This window comes from Mesorhizobium sp. Root552 (genome assembly GCF_001427285.1).
Taxonomy (GTDB): Bacteria; Pseudomonadota; Alphaproteobacteria; order Rhizobiales; family Rhizobiaceae; genus Mesorhizobium.
This window is the reverse complement of record NZ_LMFV01000034.1, coordinates 38,892-59,572: the sequence shown is the minus strand read 5'-3', so window position 1 is coordinate 59,572 and position 20,681 is coordinate 38,892. Positions and strand designations below refer to the sequence as shown.

At 61.2% G+C, this 20,681-nt stretch carries 21 protein-coding genes; 4 read left to right on the top strand and 17 right to left on the bottom strand.

Features of this window, described 5'->3' with window-relative positions:
• The first annotated feature begins 102 nt into the window (after window positions 1–102).
• Window positions 103–1,728, top strand: coding sequence for a TIR domain-containing protein (locus ASD50_RS13770; RefSeq protein ID WP_056242258.1), 1,626 nt, complete (start codon window positions 103–105; stop codon window positions 1,726–1,728).
• Window positions 1,729–1,735: 7 nt separating this feature from the next.
• Here ASD50_RS13770 and ASD50_RS13765 read toward each other — a convergent pair whose 3' ends face one another.
• The 9 genes from ASD50_RS13765 to ASD50_RS13730 all read right to left on the bottom strand — a co-directional run bounded on the left by ASD50_RS13765 (window position 1,736) and on the right by ASD50_RS13730 (window position 8,405).
• Window positions 1,736–2,935 (bottom strand): tetratricopeptide repeat protein, encoded by a 1,200-nt coding sequence (locus ASD50_RS13765; protein ID WP_162252023.1) that lies wholly within the window; start codon window positions 2,933–2,935, stop codon window positions 1,736–1,738.
• Between the two features lie 320 nt (window positions 2,936–3,255).
• A complete protein-coding gene (locus tag ASD50_RS13760) occupies window positions 3,256–4,146 on the bottom strand; it encodes a DUF4328 domain-containing protein (RefSeq protein WP_082549659.1) in 891 nt (296 codons plus the stop codon).
• A 1,001-nt stretch (window positions 4,147–5,147) separates the two neighbouring features.
• Window positions 5,148–5,627: an NUDIX domain-containing protein gene (locus ASD50_RS13755; RefSeq protein WP_056242250.1), complete on the bottom strand. Its 480-nt coding sequence runs from the start codon at window positions 5,625–5,627 to the stop codon at window positions 5,148–5,150.
• A 55-nt stretch (window positions 5,628–5,682) separates the two neighbouring features.
• Entirely contained in the window at window positions 5,683–5,901 is a 219-nt protein-coding gene (locus ASD50_RS24100) for a universal stress protein (protein WP_274533326.1), read from the bottom strand.
• A 40-nt stretch (window positions 5,902–5,941) separates the two neighbouring features.
• A complete protein-coding gene (locus ASD50_RS24095) occupies window positions 5,942–6,133 on the bottom strand; it encodes a universal stress protein (RefSeq protein WP_274533325.1) in 192 nt (63 codons plus the stop codon).
• 55 nt (window positions 6,134–6,188) lie between these two features.
• Entirely contained in the window at window positions 6,189–6,593 is a 405-nt protein-coding gene (locus tag ASD50_RS13745; RefSeq protein ID WP_056242247.1) for a host attachment family protein, read from the bottom strand.
• Between the two features lie 232 nt (window positions 6,594–6,825).
• On the bottom strand, window positions 6,826–7,440 hold the full coding sequence (locus ASD50_RS13740) for a PDZ domain-containing protein (protein ID WP_082549658.1): 615 nt from the start codon (window positions 7,438–7,440) through the stop codon (window positions 6,826–6,828).
• Between the two features lie 4 nt (window positions 7,441–7,444).
• On the bottom strand, window positions 7,445–7,978 hold the full coding sequence (locus tag ASD50_RS13735; RefSeq protein WP_244484528.1) for a cytochrome b: 534 nt from the start codon (window positions 7,976–7,978) through the stop codon (window positions 7,445–7,447).
• A gap of 49 nt (window positions 7,979–8,027) precedes the next feature.
• Complete coding sequence (locus ASD50_RS13730) at window positions 8,028–8,405, bottom strand: PepSY domain-containing protein (protein WP_082549657.1); 378 nt, start codon at window positions 8,403–8,405, stop codon at window positions 8,028–8,030.
• A 140-nt stretch (window positions 8,406–8,545) separates the two neighbouring features.
• On the opposite strand from ASD50_RS13730, the gene ASD50_RS13725 reads away from it, so the two are divergent.
• Both ASD50_RS13725 and ASD50_RS13720 read left to right on the top strand, forming a co-directional pair.
• Window positions 8,546–9,208 carry a response regulator transcription factor gene (locus tag ASD50_RS13725; RefSeq protein ID WP_056242242.1) on the top strand — a complete coding sequence of 221 codons (663 nt, stop codon included), beginning with the start codon at window positions 8,546–8,548 and terminating at the stop codon, window positions 9,206–9,208.
• On the top strand, window positions 9,205–10,560 hold the full coding sequence (locus ASD50_RS13720; protein WP_056242240.1) for a sensor histidine kinase: 1,356 nt from the start codon (window positions 9,205–9,207) through the stop codon (window positions 10,558–10,560). Before ASD50_RS13725 ends, ASD50_RS13720 begins: the two co-directional genes overlap by 4 nt.
• A gap of 56 nt (window positions 10,561–10,616) precedes the next feature.
• On the opposite strand, the gene ASD50_RS13715 is transcribed toward ASD50_RS13720, so the two are convergent.
• The 7 genes from ASD50_RS13715 to ASD50_RS13685 all read right to left on the bottom strand — a co-directional run bounded on the left by ASD50_RS13715 (window position 10,617) and on the right by ASD50_RS13685 (window position 19,686).
• On the bottom strand, window positions 10,617–11,411 hold the full coding sequence (locus tag ASD50_RS13715) for an endonuclease/exonuclease/phosphatase family protein (RefSeq protein ID WP_244484527.1): 795 nt from the start codon (window positions 11,409–11,411) through the stop codon (window positions 10,617–10,619).
• A gap of 151 nt (window positions 11,412–11,562) precedes the next feature.
• Complete coding sequence (locus ASD50_RS13710; RefSeq protein WP_056242235.1) at window positions 11,563–13,023, bottom strand: phospholipase D-like domain-containing protein; 1,461 nt, start codon at window positions 13,021–13,023, stop codon at window positions 11,563–11,565.
• Window positions 13,024–13,105: 82 nt separating this feature from the next.
• The gene (locus ASD50_RS13705) at window positions 13,106–13,648 is read right to left on the bottom strand and encodes a Spy/CpxP family protein refolding chaperone (RefSeq protein ID WP_056242232.1); all 543 of its coding nucleotides are present in this window, start codon (window positions 13,646–13,648) and stop codon (window positions 13,106–13,108) included.
• Between the two features lie 204 nt (window positions 13,649–13,852).
• On the bottom strand, window positions 13,853–17,092 hold the full coding sequence (locus ASD50_RS13700; RefSeq protein WP_056242229.1) for an efflux RND transporter permease subunit: 3,240 nt from the start codon (window positions 17,090–17,092) through the stop codon (window positions 13,853–13,855).
• Window positions 17,089–18,093: an efflux RND transporter periplasmic adaptor subunit gene (locus ASD50_RS13695; protein ID WP_056242226.1), complete on the bottom strand. Its 1,005-nt coding sequence runs from the start codon at window positions 18,091–18,093 to the stop codon at window positions 17,089–17,091. The genes ASD50_RS13700 and ASD50_RS13695 overlap by 4 nt, the downstream gene beginning before the upstream one ends.
• Before the next feature lie 68 nt (window positions 18,094–18,161).
• On the bottom strand, window positions 18,162–18,365 hold the full coding sequence (locus ASD50_RS13690) for a DUF2892 domain-containing protein (protein ID WP_056242222.1): 204 nt from the start codon (window positions 18,363–18,365) through the stop codon (window positions 18,162–18,164).
• Window positions 18,366–18,393: 28 nt separating this feature from the next.
• Window positions 18,394–19,686, bottom strand: a complete 1,293-nt coding sequence (locus tag ASD50_RS13685; protein ID WP_056242219.1) for an NAD(P)/FAD-dependent oxidoreductase — start codon at window positions 19,684–19,686, stop codon at window positions 18,394–18,396.
• On the opposite strand from ASD50_RS13685, the gene ASD50_RS13680 reads away from it, so the two are divergent.
• Window positions 19,685–20,134, top strand: a complete 450-nt coding sequence (locus ASD50_RS13680) for an ArsR/SmtB family transcription factor (protein ID WP_244484526.1) — start codon at window positions 19,685–19,687, stop codon at window positions 20,132–20,134. The two genes, ASD50_RS13685 and ASD50_RS13680, sit on opposite strands and share 2 nt — an antisense overlap.
• 13 nt (window positions 20,135–20,147) lie before the next feature.
• Here ASD50_RS13680 and ASD50_RS13675 read toward each other — a convergent pair whose 3' ends face one another.
• A complete protein-coding gene (locus ASD50_RS13675; RefSeq protein WP_056242214.1) occupies window positions 20,148–20,594 on the bottom strand; it encodes a thioredoxin domain-containing protein in 447 nt (148 codons plus the stop codon).
• Between the last annotated feature and the right edge of the window lie 87 nt (window positions 20,595–20,681).

The following is a 20,681-nucleotide window of genomic DNA, read 5'->3' as shown; positions in this document are numbered from 1 at the left end:
GCCTCATCCATCGAAGGGGATTTTTGCGCCTTTTTTCCATTGCGTGGATTCTGTGACGCATGGCACTCTATTTTGAACAGCAGGTCCAAGGGGGATGGATCGATGAGCGAGGTCGTGCAGCGATGGCATTGCGTTCTCGCAGGAAAGGAGCATGGCCCGTTTGACACCGGCCAGCTTCAAGCCCTGATCGCCGAGGGGCGCGCGGGCGACCAGACTCTGGTCTGGGCGGAAGGCATGGCAGGGTGGGTTCCGCTGGCAGATACCGAATTGAAGGGCTTGCTGAAAAGCAAGCCGCCAGCACCGCCGCCATTGCAGACCCCACCGGCGCTTGCTGCGATCAAGACCGCCGCACCTCAGCAGCAACCGGCAAGCCCAACCTCGACCAAGCGAGACGCAATTGCCCTTGGTTCGGTTGAAAGCATAACACTGCCCCAGGCGGCGCCCGGCAGCACATTTCCCATCGAGCAGTTGCGCGACCCGATGGAGAAATTCTGGATAAAATTCATCTGGGGAGCCAACATCGTTGTTCTGGGCATCCCCTTGTTGCTGCTTCTGATAAACCCCCGGCTGCTGCTGGTCTTGCTGCCGTTGGCCGGCTATGTCGGGATCATCTGGCTGTTCTTCTGGATCACGTGGAAGCTTGCCCTTACACGCATCTACGGCAATGGCATTGAGGTCACCAAGGATCAGTATCCGCAGATCCACAACATCATCGTGCGCGCCAGCGACTTCCTCCAGATCGAACGGCCTACGGTTTTCGTCCTGCAGGGCGACGGGCTTTTCGAGATGCTGCTCGCCAAACGCTTTACGCGGCGAGGCGTAATCATCATAACGTCTGCAATGCTGGACGAATTCGCCGCCAAGCCAACCTCGCGCGAATTCATGATGTTCGTCGGCCGGCAGTTGGGGCACATCAAGGCAGGGCATTTCCAATACTGGTTCCTCAAGGATGTTATCGGCCGGGCGGCTATTTTCTTCCATGGTGCGTGGAAGAGAAGCTGCCACTACACCGCCGACCGGATCGGCCTGCTTGCTGCCGGCGATCTCTATTCTGCGGAACAGGCGCTGCTCATGATTACGGCTGGCGCCAAGATCGCGCCTGGAACAGATTTCAATGAGATTGTCGAACAGCGCAGGCGGCTCTACGATTCAGTCTGGGCATACATCACGCTCCTGCTCTCGTCCTATCCTTACATGCTCGACCGGATAATCCGGCTGCGCGAGTTCGCTCTCAACATCGGCATGAAAGCACCGGCAGCAGGCGCGTTCCCTATCGAGCACTCCGCCTTGAGGGCGGTTCCGATCCTCATCATTCACGGACACGACCAGGTCGCGTTGCTGGAGCTCAAGGATCTGCTCCACAGCAAGTTCCCGAACGTTGCCCTGAAGGTGATGCTGACGGACAATCTTGGCACAATGAGCATGCCGGAGAAGTTCGAAAAGGTCGCCGGGGATATCCGCGGTGCGATCGCTCTGGTTACGCCCGACGATGTCGGTTCCGCAGTCAACCGGCAGGATGCCGCCACCGCGCGGGCAAGACAGAACGTCATCATGGAAATCGGCTTCGTCTGGGGCCGCCTCGGCCGCGATAAATGCATGCTGATGACAAGAGGCGACCTTGAACTACCTTCCGATCTGTCAGGCATAGACTTCCAGAAATTCGACAAGAGTCCGCGCGAATGCGTTTTTGAGGTTCACACCTTCCTCAACCACGTCACCGGCGATTGAGAGCTGTTCATTTCTGTTCGCAGTAAACCTTTTCCGCCGCCAGCCGCGGAATGAGCGGCGGGTGGCAGGCGCCAATGCGAATGCTCGTGTTGGCGATGATCTTGCGCAGCAGGATACTGTCTTCGCCAGCCCCATAGAGAAGGTCGATATACGATCTTGGATTGACCGAGCGCACCGAGCATTGCTCGCGGTCCTTGCCATCGAAAATGCTCATGAATTCGCCTGCGACGATGCGCTTGCAGACAACGGCGTTCAGCTTGAGATCGCAGATATTGTAGTAGTCGAAGACGTTTTCATCATAAGATGATTTGCGTTTTTCGACGCAGCTCATCGCTTCGGTTGTCGGCATTGCCCGCAAGGCGTCGGCATAGGCGAGGACTTCGTCATCGAGCAGCTTTTTTGCATCCCCCAGCCCCTGTTCCGCCGCCTGCTTCAACAGTGACTCGGCCTTCAGCGCATCTTTGTCGGTGCCTTGCGCATTGAAATACATGTAGCCGGCCATGTATCGAGAATAGGCATTTCCCACTCCGGCACCCTTGTTCGCCCACTCCAGCGCCTTGGTGTAGTCCTGCGCGGTTCCCCTGGCGAAATAGTGGGCTTTCGCAACCTCAGGATAAGCTTCTTTCAGGTCGGCGTTTGCCGCCTTGAGCAGGTATTCCAGTCCTCGCGCTGGCGCATAAATCGCGGTGTTTTCTATCTGGTAGGTGGTGCCGAGGCGAAACGCTCCCATCGCGTTACCCGCGGCATCGGCCTTCTGGAACGCAACTGCGGCCTTGTAGACATTTTCCGACAGACTACGATCCGCGAGATAGTGGTCGCCAATCGTAATCAGCGCGTCAGGGTATTTTTCTCCAGCTTCTTCGAGAAGCGCTATACCCCTGGCGCGTGCAGCAGCATCCGGTCCGTTTTGAAGCAGCAGGGCTCCGGCGCTGAACTTTCCGGAGCTGGACCCGGCTTCGGCGGCCGCTAGCTGGAAGCGCAGGGCTTCGGCTTCGTCGCGCGGCACCCCGAGGCCCTGCTGATACATATGGCCCAAAGTAATGCCAGCGATTTTGTACCCGCCGTCGAAGGACTCTCTGGCGTTGACTACAGCCTTTTGAATTTCATCCGCCGTCGGGGTTCCTGCCAGCAAAGCCCGGGAGTAGCGGAATTTCAGCTTGGCATCGGCGCCGCCTGCCAAAGCACGCTCGCAGGCATCCACCGCCATGGCCTTGTTGATATCTGCAAAGGCTACGCCCGCACCTTCGCCCTCATCGGGGTGGACAGCGAAACGTGTACATTCTGCCACCCATTCCTCATGTGTGGTGCAGGCCGTTCCGGACAAAGCCACTACGCATAGTGCTGACGCCGCAAGCAGCCGACGGGCTGGCTCGGACTGGCCTCTCGTTGAGCGCAGCCTGAGGGCGCTGCGATCCCGAAGTTGGGGAGGTGCATTGCTCTGTAGCGGATAGGATCCGCCTGGCTTTCGGTCCCACATTGATGGCCCTTCGCCTCCCTTATCTCCGTTTTCCAGGTCGATCCCTTTCGTCAGGCTGGGCGAAGCGCTTTTTCTTCGGCTTGGGAGATCGAACTGACCAGCATGGCCGCGACATAGCTTCCAATCGCTTCCAGCGCATAGCTCGCAACATCCCACCACACGTAGGCTTGTGCCTGGGAAAGGGTTTGTGGAGTTTCGGGGAAAATCGCTCCGCTCAATACCGCGGCCAGATTCGAGGCCCAGAACAGCAGCCACCACAACGGCAGCACCAGCGATGTCGAAGCCTGGGCACCGTATCCTCGGTAGAGGTTTCGCATTGCCTCATAGGGTTTCCACAGGAAGGCAACGGGAACGAAGTACCAGTACACGGCACCTGCCGGTGTGATCGTCTGGGGACCGCGGAGGCGGAACAGGTTCTCGGTCGAACGGTATTTCCAGAACAGGAAGACAGCAGCCACGATCAGGAGGCCGATTCCTGCCATTGCGAGCAGGAAGCTGTCGTTTTCAAACGCTTTCGAGGTCGTGTATTTGCCGACGATGCCACCCGGCGCGCGCAGAATCCTTATACCGGTAAAGATCGAGACGGCTGCGTAGAACCATAACAGCCAGCAGAGGGCCTTGCTCAACACCCTGTTGTCGCGCAGGGGATAGACCTTGGCACCTTCGCTTGCGCCAGTCAGGGCGGGCTGCACATTCTCCTGCGCCTCCACGGGGGATTTTGACTCCTGTACCGGCAGGCTAGGCGGTATGACCGGGCCATCCCCCAGAAGCGGCCTCAAGGCGGTCAGGTAAAGCGACGTCCATTCGGCAAGATCGGCCGACCAGACTTTTGTGTGGGCGTCTATGCTGCCCGCTGCCAGAAGCCCTTGCACTTGCTCTCTAGTGAAGGGTCCTTTTTGCTCACCCCCGATGGCACAAAACCACGCTTCGCCTTCGCTCATGTTTCGCCCCAGTCATCCCCGACGGAGCATCTTATTTCCTTTCCTCTGTGGATGTCCTTCAATCAATTCGGATGACTGCATTCCCTGAAAGGATATATCGCAGGCGTGAAAACAGGCTTCTATTGCGAAGCGCGGGTTGTCGTCGGTGTGCTAGCCATTTAGGGCCGACATATCTATGACATGTCTGACCGCCACACCTGCACGCATCTACTTGTTCTAATCGGAGCGTAACAAAGCCGATGCGCTGAACGCGGCCACGGCTCGCAACGGTGCTTTTTGCCATCTGAGTAGTTGACTGGTCACCGGTTCGGTATGCCGGTTATTCGGCGAATTCCCCCGTGAGACCCACGGCGCCAGGTTGTTTTCCGGATCTGGCATCGAAGAGGCCAGCCTGCACATTGTCGAGCTTGGTCAGGGAGTGTTTACAGCTACCAAGTTTGAAGTAATCCATGCTCCCTCATCTATACAGATGAGTTGGGGTTTGTGACGATAAGCCGGACAAGCGGATTGAAACAGATACTGGAAGAGACGCGTGAGCGCTACAATACTATCGGGCGCAATTACTATGTAAATCATCTACATGGATGTCATACACGTCAGTTCCTATTTTTACCTAAGTGACTTATTTGTTTGATGAATGAGGCTTGGCTGGGGAACCTGGATTCGCAGCCAGTAAAACACCACCTCCCAGCTAGATCATTGATCCCGCTGCGAAATTCAGTTTGCCAGAGCGGCCTCGCCACAATTTGTGCATCACCTCTGTGCCCAGATCTGGAGGTGGCGTCAAGTCCCAGTCTCACTGTCCATAGACCTCTCCGAACACGACGCGAGACGATCTTGGGCAAACTTTGCCTAGATCGCCACGCCCCTATGCGACTGGCGCTCGCAGATTCGTATGTCATCTCAAGCACTCTAGTTCCGGACCGGCTTCGCCGACGGATATGCCAGCTTGGCCAGAAGAACGCCGGAGCAATGAGGGTCGAACATATTCTGTCTGATGCTTACCGACCTCGGTCGCACCCACCCGCGGGCCCGGCCACGAGCCTATCGAGAAAACCGACCTGACCAGGAATGATCTTCATGCCGGCCTCCGCCAATTCGAACCAAGCCGCACGGTCGATCTCGAGAAACGACTGCGCCCTTTTGCTACCCGGCGGCCATTCCATTTCGAATACATTGCTGCGCAGCGTCGCCGGGTCGAAATCCGCTTCGGCGGCATATGCGGTGACGATCTTCCCGCTGGGTTGCCTGATCTCGCCGAGCGACTCCAGCGGCACTGACAACGTCCATCCCGACTCCTCGGTGAACTCACGTCGCGCAGCCGATTCTGGATTTTCGCTTTCCTCGTACTCACCCTTCAGGATGGACCAGGCGCCTTGATCGCGTCGGCTCCAGAATGGCCCGCCCGGATGACCGAGAAGGACTTCCAGTCTCGGGCCTTTCCAGCGATATGCGAGGATTCCGGCGCTACGTCGGACCATGTGCTTGCCCGGCCTGCAGGATCGAATGCAACCTTTGGCCCCTGCATACTCGCTTTCAGCGAAACACAATGACAGGAATATCGGCCAGAGTCAGTACTTCCGCGGTATGGCTGCCCAGCATGACCCGGCTCATGCCGGTGCGACCGTGCGAGGCCATCACGGTGGCGTCGCAACCGCATTTGCGGGCAGTGTCGAGAATGCCTGGCGCTGCCCGGCGATCCGGCACGTGGATGGTCTCGATTTCCAGCCGCAGTCGCTCGGTGCTCGCCTTCACGGGGGCGAGGATCGCTTCGGCATCTCGGTATTAGTCTCGTTCATAAGCCGCCATTTCTGCCTCGCCGGGTGTCCACAGGGTCGCACGAATAGGCGAACTGCCCGCCGGGCGCTTCCGTCGCCGTCATCGCTGTGACCCGTGCACCATGCTCTTTGGCGAGCGACAGTCCGTGAATGACGCCAACTTGGGCAAGCTCTGAGCCGTCGGTGGGGATAAGGACGTGCGTGTACATGGGAGTGTCTCCGTACGAACTGCGTCGATGTCGTTTTTTGGGACGGCCGAACGAATCAAGCTCTGGCGAGCGCAGCCTCGATCGTCTCGATGCTGCCGCTGGTGAAATCCTTGGCTAGGTCACCGATCAGATTTTTCCTAGTCCTGTCATGGAAGTGGCTTCGCAATTCCCCCAGCGTCCGTGGATCGGCGATGACAAACAGCGAGACGATTTCCCCGTCCAGCATCAGTCGATTCAAGTATGCTGCCGCGCTCGCCGCGAAGTCGTCTTCCTCCAGTCGCCACCGGTCGGGATTGGCAGACGTGCTGCGATGCCGTGCGCCCGAGCCCTGATTGGCTGGCTGAACGCCAGCCACGGCTTCTTCGACCAACTGGATGCGCGGTTCGACGCCCTTGTTGCGGAACAGGCGCAACTTCTCGCCATCGACGACGGCAACTGTGGTGTCATTTGGCAGTATCATTTTCCCGTCCTGAGGTTTTGTGCGGCCTTTTCGTCCTTTTCCATTTATCGGCCACAGGCCGACACATCATTGATCCTGGTCAAGTCTGGTGAGGTGACCTTGACGCAAAGATTCCCAGCGCCACGGCATCGTCGCCTTTTCCCTCTGAGCGGTTTTTGAACCGTCCGTCGGGATGAGAATTTGCCGTCCGTGTATGCTTGGGCAGAAGCTGCACAGGATCTGTTGCGCGGTATCAACTGTTCCCGCGGCGAACCACGACGAAGTGCATCTGGTCATCTCGGTAGATTCCGAGGAGAAGCAGGCCCGCATGGTCGGCCGCGATGCGTACAGCCTGCTCAGGGCCGCCTATCGGCTTCCGGTCAATTGTCGCGATGACGTCAACTTCCATAAGCCCACTGCTCGCCGCAGCACTATCCGGGTCGACGGATACCACAGCGGCGCCTAGGACCTTGCCGTAGGCGGGTGATCCGGGCGTCACTTTGGCCAGCAAGACCGATTCGAGAAGTCCTCTGCCATGGTAGAGGGCCGGCTCGCTTATTTTCATTGATACGTCCGCGTCACGATCGATCCTTCTCCCGTCTCGAAGGGCGGTGATATGGACCTTCGCGTGCGGCGCGAGGTTGCCGATCAAGCGGCGCAGCTCGTCGGCGTCCGCCACGTCTTCGCCGTTGACGCACAGAATCACGTCGCCAGGCACCAAGCCTGCCGCATCCGCGCCGGAACCGGGAAGCACCTGGCTGACGACGGCGCCCTTCGAGGTGTTGGCGTGGAGCGCCGCCGCGAGTTCCGCAGCCAGGTCCTGTGCGACGACGCCGAGCTGCCCGCGCCGAACCTCTCCATGTGCAATCGGTTCAGCGCAGGCTCATGCGCTGGAGCGTGCCGTCGCGCAGGACGAACTGGTGCCAGATCGCCATCAGCGCGTGCAACCCGGCGAGATAGAGGATCACGGTGCCGGCGTTTTCATGGAGATCGGCGATCAGGCCGGGTGCGCCCTGCACATGGGCGGCGATGGCGGGAAGGTGCAGACCAAAGAAGGAGACCTGCACACCGAGGCGTGAGGCAGCGTACCAGCCTGTCAGCGGCAGGGCGATCAGAAACAGGTAGAGCACTGCATGACCGGCCTTGGCGGCCGCGCCGAGCCAACCGCCCTGCGGCTCCACATCGGGCGTTCCACCCGCGAGCCGCAGGATCAGGCGGGGCACGACCAGCACGAGCACCGCCAGCCCAAGCGAGAAATGCAGCAGCGGCGGATCTTCGGCTACTTGCCGGCCGCCTTCCGAGGTCAGCCACGCGCCGAGCACGGCCAGCGCGGTCACCCAGTGAATGACAATCATGGTTTTCGAATAGCGAGTGGAATTGGTGGGCATGGTCCGTTTTTCCTGCATCTTGTTCACCTTTGGACAGTCATCGTCACGATGGAAAGGAGGCTGCTTGTCATTTCACTTTTGCTTTCGGGGCACCCTTGTTGGTGAAGAGCCCGTTGGAAGGGGACGTGGGCGCAGCCCTTGGCTGGTCGGCGCCGTTTTCGTCATCGTCATTGAGACCGTCGCGCTTCATCTTGACGATCTCCAGCGAGCCGGGATCCACCTTGACCTTGATATCGCGACCGTTTTCGTCAGTACCTTTGATCTGGTAGCAGCCATCGTCGGCTCTGATCCTGCGTATGGTCCAGCCACGAGCCTCGGCCATCTTCTGCACTGCATCGCGCGGCTGCCACTGATTCATCGCAAGGTGGCAATCGTCGTCCGAAACTGCCGCGTCTGATCCTGCAAACACGAGAAACACAGCCGCCGTCAGTGCGCGTTTTCTCATATCGTTTGTCCTTGCTCCACTTGTCACTGTAGGGATGATGGCAGTCTTCGCTGACGAATGGCTGAAGCCGCGGAATGATTTCGTCAGCTTACTGACAGGATTCAGTGGCAATTGTGCAGTGAAGAAGAGGATGGCCCTTCATGAGAATCCTTCTGGTCGAAGACGACGCCATCCTGGGCGCGGCAGTGCGTGATCACATCGTCGCGTCCAGCCATTCGGTCGACTGGGTGACGCGGCTCGACGCGGCCGCGGACCATCACCTCAGCGCAACCTACGACCTCATTCTGTTGGACATGATGCTTCCGGACGGACATGGTATTGGCTTCCTGCGCAACCTGCGCATGAAGGGCTGCGCCACGCCTGTGATCATCCTGACGGCACTCGACCAGATCTCGGACCGTATCTTGGGCCTTAACGCCGGGGCGGATGATTACATGACCAAGCCGTTCGACCTTTCGGAGCTTTCGGCACGGTTGAACGCTGTGGCGCGGCGCTACAGCGGCAATCCGAACCCGCTCGTCGAGATCGGCGCCCTGCAGATCGACCTCGCGGCCAGGACGGTCATGCGCGGCGCCCGGTCGGTCGATCTGACCGCGCGCGAATGGGCGCTGTTAGAGGCATTCGTCCAGCGCCCAGGCCAGGTCATATCCAAGGCGCAGCTTGAGGAGCGGCTCTATGCCTTCGGCGCCGAGGTGGAAAGCAATACGATAGAAGTGCATGTCAGCCGCTTGCGCAAGAAGCTGGGGCATTCGGTCGTCGATACGGTGCGCGGTATCGGCTACCGGCTTGGAAAAGCCGGATGATGCGGCCAAGAAGTCTGCAATGGCGGCTTTCGCTGTGGCTCGGGTTGGGGGTGGCGCTGCTGTGGGCGGTCGCGGCAGCAGTAACGGCGCACAAGCTGCGCCATGAGATGAACGAAGTTTTCGACAGCGCGCTCGAAGAAACGGCGCAGCGCATTCTGCCGTTGGCTGTGCTCGACATCATCGGTCGTGATCATGATGGCGACGATGATGCGGGGCAGCGTGTGGCAACACTGCGCCAGCACGACGAATATTTCACCTATATCGTCCGGGATTCCGAGGGCAAGGTGCTGTTGCGGTCCCACAATGCCGACCTCGCGGTCTTTCCGCCTTTCGCCAGCATGGGCTTTGCCGAAACGGCGACCCACCGCATTTATTTCGATGCTGCTTTACGTGGTACGGTCACGATCGCCGTGGCCGAACCGCTCGCCCATCGGCGTGCGGTGGCCGAGGAGGTTCTGCTGGGGTTGGCACTCCCGCTCGGCCTGGTCATTCCTCTCAGCCTGTTCGGTGTCTGGATCGTCGTACGGGTTTCTATGGCGCCGATCAGGACGTTCCGTTCGGGTATAGAGGCGCGCGGCGGCGGCGATTTGACGACAGTCCCGGCCGATGGCCTGCCATCTGAAATTCGGCCGATCGCAATGGCGGTGAACCACCTGCTGGAGCGACTCAGGCGCACGCTGGAAGCAGAGCGAAGCTTCACGGCCAACTCCGCACACGAACTGCGGACGCCGGTGGCCGCGGCGCTGGCGCAGACGCAGCGGCTGATCGCCGAGGCGCCGAACGAGGCTATCCGCAAAAGGGCGCGACACATCGAGACGGCTTTGCGGCGGCTTTCCAGGTTGTCAGAGAAACTGATGCAGCTTGCAAAGGCCGAAGGAGGCCGGCTTCAGGCAGCCAATCCAGTGGATGTCGCAGCCGTGCTGAAAGTGCTGGTCGACGAAATGGCGATGGACGATCCCAAGCGTATCGAATTGTCCCTGCCTGACGCTATGGTGTTCTCCGGCATCGACGCCGACGCATTCGCGATCCTGGCGCGGAACCTGATCGAGAATGCGTTGAAGCACGGCTCGCGGCAGGAACCGGTGCGCGTCGCTTTGTCGGCGGATGGCGTGCTGCGGGTTCTGAACGCAGGAACCGCAGTTCCTTCGGCCGTGCTTTTCCGCCTGGCAGAGCCTTTCGAGCGAGGCTGCGCGCAGGGGGAGGGCGCCGGCCTCGGGCTCACCATCGCCAACACTATCGCTTCCGGCGTTGGCGGACGGATCGAATTGATCTCTCCGCGAGAAGGGCGCCAAGACGGCTTCGAGGCCAGATTCATGCTCCCAAATGAGCGGAACGGCCAAAATCCATCCTGATCCTGATCATTCTCCGGTTCGTCGCTCGCTACAGGGATCGGAGGGTCGAACCCTTCTCAAGCTGCCTCGAATTCGACCCCGGTGGACGTTCGGCGCGTGGATGCGAGCCTGACATATGCCTTGATCGGCAGGTGATCGGATGCCAGACGTGCCAGCGGCGTGTCGTGGGCCATGATGGGCGAGAGGATGTCCTTGCGGTTTGCGATCATTCGATCGAGTGCCAGGAGAGGCAATCGGGAGGGGAAACTGGGAACGGCCGCCGGCAGTGGACCGAATGCGGCGTCGAATGTGTGGAGCGCGGAACGTCCGTTGAGTCGCCATTCGTTGAGATCGCCCATCAGCAATGCTGGCACCTCGTCACGGGCGTTCATGATTTCCTGTATCAACCGCGCCTGATGGGTGCGAGAACGGCGAAGAAGCCCGAAATGCGCCGCGATGATCGTGACGGCGCCGCCGGCTTCCAGTTCGAGTTCAGCGACGATCGCGCCTCGCGGCTCCAGCCCCGGAAGGGAGATCTGATGAACGTCGCGGACGACGCCACGCCTGAAAAGCAGAACGTTCCCATGCCAGCCATGTGTTAGCATGTTTCCTGATACAGGCACGAGCGCGAGACCAGTTTCGCGCTCGATACGGGCGAGGTCGAGCAAGCCCTCCCGGTTACCGAAGCGCCTGTCGGCCTCCTGCAGGGCTATGACGTCGGCATCTATTTCGTGAATGACCCTGAAGGTTCGCTCAGGGTCGAACCTTCCGTCGGCGCCGACGCATTTGTGGACATTGTAGGACGCCACCAGCATGCCCGGCTCGCCCATGCCCGCCGCGGTCGGCGATTGTCCGGCGCGCTGCCGACGCATTCGAAGCTGTTCGAGGACCCTCGTGGGGCCGAACCTGTGCATAATCGTTTTCGCCTCCTTGTCGATCCTGCGCCTGAATCTCATAGCTTGCCTTTGTATCTGGGTATCGGCGAATTCCACTGCAATCGGTAGATGAAGCACGGCCTGTCCGTCAAAGGTAAGGCGATCCGAGCCACAATAAACGGTCGATCAGACGTTCCAGGAACGGTCTGGCGCGCAAACTTTCCAAAGTTACCTCTACAGCCGAGCCGATCGCGGCCTCGATCTGCCGTTCAATCCTGGCGGCGAAATCGGCGTCCAGCACTTCGAGATCGATTTCGAAGTTAAGCCTCAGCGAGCGCGGATCGAGGTTGGAAGAGCCGACGAAGGCCCAAACGGAATCGACGACAAGCAGCTTGGAATGGTCGAAAGGTCCCTGCGTGCGCCAGACCCGGCAATAGCTCCGAACGACCTGATCGAACTGGGCTGTCATCGCACGGTCGACGAGAAGGAGATTGTTTGCGGACGGCACCACGATGTCGATGTCTATCCCGCGCCGGGCAGCGGTCGTCAGCGCACTGATCAGTTCACGGTCGGGCAGGAAGTAGGGCGACATGATGCGGATGGAGCGGCGCGCGACGGAGAAGGCGCCCATAAGCATCTTGTGGTTGGCTTCGAGGCTCGCATCGGGGCCGGAAGGAAGGGTGCGAATGAAGACGGGGGAACCGGGCTCGCCGAAAGATTCGGAGGCGATACTCCAGGCATCGCCATGCAACCGTTCGCCGCTGGCGAAATACCAGTCCTCCGCCGCAACCGAGAAGATATCTGCGATCACGGGCCCTTCAATGCGGAAATGCGTGTCGTGCGCCATGTCAGCCCCGGCAAATTCCGCGGTGAAGCCTTGCCGGATGTTCATCCCGCCGACGAAGCCGATGGCGCCGTCCACCACAAGGATCTTCCGGTGTGTTCTCAGATTGGCGTAGGGCAGCCGAAGGCCGGTGATGATGCGGCCATTGAACACGCGGGTGGTGACGCCTCCCTCGCTCAGATGACCGACGATGCTGGGAACGGAATAGCGCGCACCGACCGCGTCGATCAGCACGCGCACCGCGACGCCACGCCGTGCTGCATCGATCAAGGCGTCTGCAATACGCAACCCGATCGGATCACGGTCGAAAATGTAGGTCTCCAGGACGACGCTGCGCCGTGCGGCGGAAATTGCCGCGATCATCGTGGCGTAGGCGTCGTCGCCGGTATCCAGCTTGGTGATGGCGTTCGCCGTCGTCAGCGCATGGTGGGTTATCCGGTCGCCTGCGATCTTCAGCGCGGCAAACCGCTTGCCGAAGCAGCTGGCGACGCCGTCGGAGGTTGCATCGAAGCGCGGATGTTCCAGCACCTCGTGACCGGCCGCGGACCGTTCCGCGGCAATCGAGACGCGCCTGATGCGGTTGATGCCGGCAACGGCATAGAGCAGCGCGCCGATCAGCGGCGACAGCAGAATGACGCCGACCCAGCCGATGGCAGCGCGCACTTCGTCTTTCGTCATTGCGGCATGCGCGGCGGCGACCGTTGCGATCAAGGTCGAAGCGACCGCGAGTATATGAGGCCAATGGGTGACGATCTGCGTCCACATGGCGGACAACTTATGCACTCATCGGCGCTGCCGTCCATGTAAGGCTATTCAAAGCCCGCTCTTGCGCTCACGCAGCCTTTCGCTACTGCATCATATACCGACCCTGGCCGCGGCCCATCCCAAGGCCCGTTAACGGAAGAACGACATCGTCAGCGACGGCCTTCTGCTCATCCGTGAGAACGGCGTAAAGCTCATCCACGGCTGCCTTGACGGATTTGATCTGCGCCAGGTGTGCCTCCATCCGCGTGATCCGGAATGCCAACTGTTCGGGCAGGGGCTTGTCGAACAACGCTCCGTCTTCGAATTCTTCGGCTCCCGAGCGCATCATGTCATTATGCGCCTTTACCGACGTTCGAACGACAGCGGCGAACGCATCCCATGCCGCTGTTTGTTCGGACGTTATCTTGAGTTCGGTCTTCATGTAGGCAAGCCGCCCGTCGACGCGTTCGACCACGCCGTCCGAACCCCACCACCATCCCATCATGCCCGGACCCCAATCGTCGCCCATCATGCGATCCCAGCCCCAGTGCGGCCACCAGCCGCGATCGTCGCCGGCGGCAGGACCGGTCATCAAGGTGACGACAGCCACGGTCGCGAGAGCTGCTCCAATCCATGATCTCGACATTTGAACCTCCAGTGAAATGCGTGCCCGACACGGGCCTGTTCATCACCCGAGCATGTTCTGTCCGGGCGAGCCTTGATCGACGTCAATTCACGGGGAGCCGGCGCAATCTGTCCTGCGGCCGATTTTGAATCGCCTCGCGATCAAAGCGAGGCGTCTCAGGCCGGGCAAGCAATGTCACGGGGTCGAACGGCACAAGCGTCGCATTCAGATGTTTTCAACCACGGATTTGAGCTTGGCTTGGTCGCGGCGCTCGCCCCGCAGTGCAATGTAGATGGCAGGGATGACGAGCACGGTAAGGGCGGTAGACGAGGCGAGGCCGAAAAGCAGCGAGATGGCCAAGCCCTGGAAGATGGGATCGGTAAGAATCACGGCCGCGCCGATCATTGCCGCGAGCGCGGTTAGCAGGATTGGCTTGAAGCGGATTGCGCCGGCCTCCAGCAGGACGTCGGCAAGGGGACGGTCGATACCGCCGGTGTGCCGAATAAAGTCGACCAACAGGATCGAATTGCGCACGATGATGCCGGCGAGCGCGATGAAGCCGATCATCGAGGTCGCCGTGAAAGGTGCGCCGAACAGCCAATGGCCGAGCATGATGCCGATGAAGGTGAGCGGGATCGGCGTCAGGATGACCAGCGGAAGCCTGAACGAACCGAACTGGGCCACCACCAGTATGTAGATGCCCAGGATAGCCACCATAAAGGCGCCGCCCATGTCGCGGAAGGTCACCCAGGTCACCTCCCATTCTCCGTCCCACAGCAGCGTCGCGCGGGTCTCGTCGTCGGGCTGGCCATGCAGTGCGACCGCCGGCATGGGCAGAGCGCCCCAGTCGATCTTGGCGATGGCCTTGTCGACTGCCAGCATGCCGTAGATCGGCGCTTCATAGGCACCGGCAAGTTCCGCCATCACCATTTCCGCGGCCCGGCCGTTGTGACGGAAGATCGGCCACGAAGCCGGCTCTCGCGACACCGAGACGACGTCGCCGAGTTCCACCACGTCACGCCCGCCGGGCAAGGCGTTGGCCGGCACCGGGGTCGTCAACATGCTTTCGTTGACCACGGAATCACTCTTGGCAAGGGTGACGCGGATCGGGATGGGCTGGCGCCCGCCGCCACGATGCGAGTAGCCGACAGTCTTGCCGGCATAGAGCGCATTCAGCGTTTCGTAGACGTCCGACTGCTCGACCCGGTAGAATTCCAGATTGTCCTGGTCGATGGAGACGCGCACGCGCTCGGATCGGTTGTGGTAGCTGTCGTCGACATCGACGATGAACGGCACGCTGGCGAACGCCTCGCGCACCTTTGCGGCGACGGCGCGGCGGGTTTCAGCGTCAGGACCATAGATTTCCGCTAGCAGCGTGCCGAGCACCGGCGGTCCCGGCGGCGGCTCCACCACCTTGACCACCGCGCCTTTCGGAAGGGCGAGCCCCTTTAGGCGCTCGCGGATGTCTAGGGCAATGGCATGGCTCGCGCGCTTGCGCTCGCCCTTGGCCAGGAGGTTGACGGCAATGTCGCCCTGCTCGGGGCCGGAACGCAGATAGTAATGGCGCACCAGTCCGTTGAAGTCGAACGGAGCGGAAGTGCCGGCGTAGGTCTGGAACGAGACGACCTCCGGCACGGTCTCAAGTCGCCCGACCATTTCCTGCAGCGTCCGATCGGTGTCCTCCACGGAGGAGCCCTTCTGCAGATCGAGCACGACCTGCAGGTTTGCCTTGTTGTCGAAAGGCAAAAGCTTCACCGCTACATTTTCGGTGTAGAACAGGGCCAGCGAGCCGAGCGTGGCCGTGCCGACGAGGAGCAGGAAAATCCATGCGCGTGCCCGGCTCTTGAGGATCGGTCCGGCAACCGCAACGTAAAGTCGCCCCAGTCGTCCGCCGTCCGCGTCTTGCGTGTGGCCGTGGCCAGCGGAAGCGTCTTTCCGCGCGATCTTGACCATAAGCCATGGCGTGAGGATGACGGCCACGAAGAAGGAGAACACCATCGCAGCCGAGGCGTTGGCCGGGATCGGGCTCATATAAGGCCCCATCATGCCCGACACGAACAGCATCGGCAGGAGTGCGGCTACCACCGTCAGCGTGGCCACGATCGTCGGATTGCCGACTTCGGCCACGGCGTCAATGGCCGCCTGCACGCGCGAACGGCCGTCGCGCATCGCCCAATGCCGGGCGATGTTCTCGATGACCACGATGGCATCGTCGACCAGGATGCCGATCGAAAAGATAAGCGCGAACAGGCTGACGCGATTGAGCGTGTAGCCCATGATCCACGAGGCGAAGAGCGTCAGCAGGATGGTCGTCGGGATCACGACAGCCACCACGAGCGCCTCGCGCCAGCCGATGGCGATCGCCACCAGCACAACGATCGAGACCGTGGCGAGGCCGAGATGGAAAAGAAGCTCGTTCGCCTTTTCGTTGGCGGTCTCGCCATAGTTGCGCGTAACCGTCATTTCGACATCTTTTGGGAAGATCTGGCCGCGCACCTGTTCGAGGCGCTTGGTAATCTCCTCGGCGATGACCACGGCGTTGGTTCCAGGCCGCTTGGCGATGGCGAGCGAGATCGCCGGCGTCCGGACGAAGCCGCTATCGGCTCGGCTGATGTCGGTGACACGGTTTTCTGCCGGCGACGTCGCCAGCACAACTTTAGCGACGTCGCGCACGTAGACGGGGCGGCCGTCCCGCGCCGTAAGAAGAAGATTGCTGATCTCAGGCAGATCGCGCAGGGTCTGGCCGGCCACGATCGCCCGCTGCTGGCCGTCTTCGCGCACTGTGCCTACTCGGAACGACCGGTTGGCGCCGTCTATCTTGGCGGCGAGCTGCTGCAGCGTGATGCCGTAAAGCGACAGTTTCTCGGGATCGGGTTCGACTTCGATCGCTTCCGGCTGTTCGCCGACGATGTAAGTGAGTCCGATATCGGGAAGTTTCGAGACCTCGACCTGTAACTCGCGGGCCAGCCGGGTCAAACCGTTGGCAGTCCATCGTGCCGCCGTTTCCGCAGTGGGGCGCAAGGTGACGACCACGATCGCCACGTCGTCGATGCCACGGCGGACGATCAGGGGCTCGGGTATGCCGACCGGAATCCGGTCCATGTTGGCGCCGATCTTCTCGCGCACCCTGAGCACTGCCGCATCGGCATCGGTGCCGACTTCGAAGCGGGCTGTGACCAGCGCACCGTCGTCCTCGGTCTGGGAATAGACATGCTCGACGTCGTCGATGCTTTTGACGATGGTCTCCAGCGGCTCGGTGACCAGCTTGACGGCATCTTCCGCCCTGAGGCCGTTGGCGGCGACGTGGATGTCCACCATCGGAACTGAGATCTGCGGCTCCTCCTCACGTGGCAGCGTGACCAGCGCGATCAGCCCGAGCGCAAGCGCTGCAAGCAGGAATAGCGGCGTCAGGGGGGAGGCGATGAAAGCGCGGGTCAGCCCGCCGGCGATGCCGAGGCCCTTCATGGCAGCACGATCCGGTCGCCGTCCTTCAGGCCGGTCAGGATCTCGACGAGCGTCTCGCCTTGGCTTTCGAAGGTCGCGCCGAGGATGACGGCGACGTCCACCGGCCCGGCCGCTGCCGCAAGCCGGACGTAGTCTATGCCGTGCAGCGAGGTCACCGCGTTCGGTGGCACGGCAAGAACGGAACGCTTGCCGACCGGGATCGAGACCAGGGTACGCTCGTTGACGAAATAGCTGCCGACGCCCGACACATCGACGTCGGCGATGACGCGCCCATCGGCTATTTCAGGATAGACCTTGACGATTCTGCCGCGGACAGTCGCTTCGGACGTCCCAGGAGCCCGCGTCCGGCCGCGCGTCTCCACTTCCACCGCCGCACCTTCGGCGATCTCGGCGGCATGCCGTTCCGGCAGCGACAGGCGAAGGTAATAGGGGCCGGTCGCGATGCGGGCGATCGCTTCGCCGGCAAGGAGAACCGAGCCTGCTGTAACGGGTACAGTAAGCACGCGCCCGGTGGCCGGGGCCAACACATCACCCTCGCGGGCCCCTTGGGCGATCACTGCCTTGTCGGCATCCGCCGCCACAACCTGATTGGTCGCTACCTCCAGCGCGGTTCGCGCCGCATCAAGCCGGCTCTGCGTGGCGACGCCTTGGGTAACGAGTTGCCGGGCGCGTTCCAGTTCGGTGCGCGCATTCGCAAGCTGCGACTTCAGCGCGGCGATTTTTGCGTCGGCGGCGGCAAGCTGGAGCGCGATCTTGTCGTCGACGACCACGCCGATGACGTCGCCCTCCTTGACCTCGCTGCCCTCGCTGATGCGGATTTCGCGGATGGTTCCGCCGATGCGGGCGCGCGCAGGCACGACGGTACGGCTCTCAACCTCGCCGAACACGGCCTTCATCTCGACGACGGTGGTGGCGCGCACCACGAAGTCGGCTGCGAAGGTCGCTTGCGAGACTGTGACGGCCGCAGCCGCCATGGCTGCCGGAAGAAAAGAACGGAACATAGGAAACCCGGAAAGCTGGAAAATCTTGAAGCGGTCAACCCGCGTGCCGGGGCACGCGGGTATGCACGTTACTTGAAAGCGATGCCCGACTTGCAGCCGAGCCTCTTGAACAGCATCGCCGCCGGGCAGAAGCCGGTCACCGACGCCTGCAGCATGTTGAAGCCGGCGAAGGCGGTGAGCAGATACCACCAAGGCGAAACGAAGTAGCCGAGCGCCAGCGAGGCCAGCACCATAAAGCCGGCGAACATCAAAACGGCACGATCGAGGGTCATATTTCTCTCCTTGCTTGCGGCCGGCGACTCATTGCGTCGGCTCCAGATGAATGTCCTTGAGCTTCCTTATGCCGAGCAGGTCCAGCGTCAGGTTCTCGTAGAAGGTCTCGCTCTTGCCGGTGCGCACTTTGTGCAGGAAGTATTTCTCGAAGCCGACCTTGGCTGCGTGCACCCACTTGCCCTGCGAGGACCAGTTGACGTTGCGCGGCGGAATCTGCGGCTGCGCCACGAAAGCGATGCCCTCGTCGCCGAAATCGGCCAGGCACACTGCGTTCCAGGTGGCGACGGCGCGCGGCGTCTCTCCTCGCAGCAGGGCGGCGACGTTGGCTGCCGTCGCGGTCACCATCGATTCGATCATGAAACCGGTCTTGGGAACGCCGACGGGCAGCGGGGTCTTGCCAACCGGCGGGATGGCCACGCCCACGCCGATGGCGAACACGTTCGGGAAGGCCACGTTGCGCTGGTGCTTGTCGATGGTGACGAAGCCGCGCGGGTTGGTCAGGCCTTCGATGCCGTGGACGGCCGCCACGCCGCGAAAGGCAGGCAGCATCATGGAGAACGTAAAGGGCAGGTCGTGAACGGTCTTCACCTTGCCGTTCTCATCGACTTCCTCGACATGTATCATGGTCTTGTCCACGGAAGTGACCCTGGCGTTGGTGATCCACTTGATATGGCGCTCGCGCATGGCACTCTCGAGCAGGCTCTTGGTGTCACCCACCCCATCCAGTCCGAGATGGCCGATATAGGGCTCCGGCGTCACGAAGGTCATCGGCACCCGGTCGCGCTTTTTTGCGTTGCGCAATGCCGTGTCGAGGATGAAGGCGAATTCGTAGGCCGGGCCGAAGCAGGAAGCGCCTTGAACGGCTCCCACCACTATCGGTCCCGGCGCCTCCAGCAGCGCCTCGAACGCGGTCCTGGCCTCGGCGGCATGGTCGGTCTGGCAGATGGACTGCGTATGGCCGGCAGGCCCCAGGCCCGGCACTTCGTCGAAGGCCAGTTCCGGTCCGGTGGCGACGATCAGGTAGTCGTAGTCGAGGAGGGAGCCGTCGTTGAGTTCGATGCGGTTCTCGGTCGGATGAACGCGGCGCGCGCCTTCGGGCCTGAAGCCGATGCCGCGCCGGGAGAATACCCCCGCAAGATCGATCGTGATGTCCTTGCGCTCGCGCCAACCGACCGCAACCCAGGGATTGGACGGCACGAAGGAATAGGTGCTGCCCTGGTTGACGACCGTCAGGCTATCTTCGGGCCGCATCTTTTCCTTCATCTCGAAAGCCATGATGGTGCCGCCGAGGCCGGCGCCGAGAACGACGATTTGTGCCATGGACCGATACCTCGCTGAGAATTTGCCCTACTATCGCTGCGTCGCGCGACCCTGCCTTGATCTGGCGCAAGTCGCATCGAACAAGTTGCATTTAACATTCAAAGGTTATAAATTCAAGAATATGAATGTTCAAGAAATGATCCCCGCTTCCGGCAAGGCTGCCGAACTGCTGCGCAGCCTGTCGCATCCGCAACGCCTGCTGGTCCTGTGTGCGCTCGGCGCCGAGGAGAAGTCCGTCGCACAACTCCGGCAAGAACTGGACATCGAACAGGTGCCGATGTCGCAGCAGCTTATGCGGCTCAGGGCCGACGGCCTGGTGGAATCGCGACGGGAAGGAACGACGGTTCATTACCGCATCGCGCGCCCGGAGGTGCTGACCGTGGTGGAGGCGATGCACAAGGCGTTTTGTCGAAATGCCCCTACAGAGGGGACGAAGCGCGTCCCATGAGCGTCAACCGGTCCTAGACTGGCGCAGCGGGCAGCCGTTCGCGAACCCAGCGAACTATTTGCGCAGAGGACATCGCTCCGGACGTCCGCGCAATCTCCTTGCCGCCGTGGAAGAGTATCATCGTCGGAATGCCTCGGATGCCGAGTTGCGCCGAGATAGCCCGCTCCCTGTCGGAGTCGAGCTTGATCAGGACCACAGCCGGTTCCAGCTCTCTTGCGGCTGCCCCATAGGCCGGTGCCATGACGCGGCACGGACCGCACCAGGGAGCCCACACATCCACCAGCAAAGGTATGGTCGTTCGCGCCATATGGCGCTCGAATGTTGTGCCGCTCACGTCCTGAGGAGATGCGGCAAACAGCTTGCGGCCGCATCTTCCGCCTTTCGCCTCCAATGCCGAACGCGCCTCGGACAAGCGGTTGATGCTGTCGCAATGGCTGCAGACGATCATCTTATCGCTCATGACGGCTCTTCCTCTTTGAAGCGGCGCAGGCCGCTTTCCAAGCTTCGTTGCTCTAGCGCGGCCCTGCCGACCCGGCATTCAGAAAGA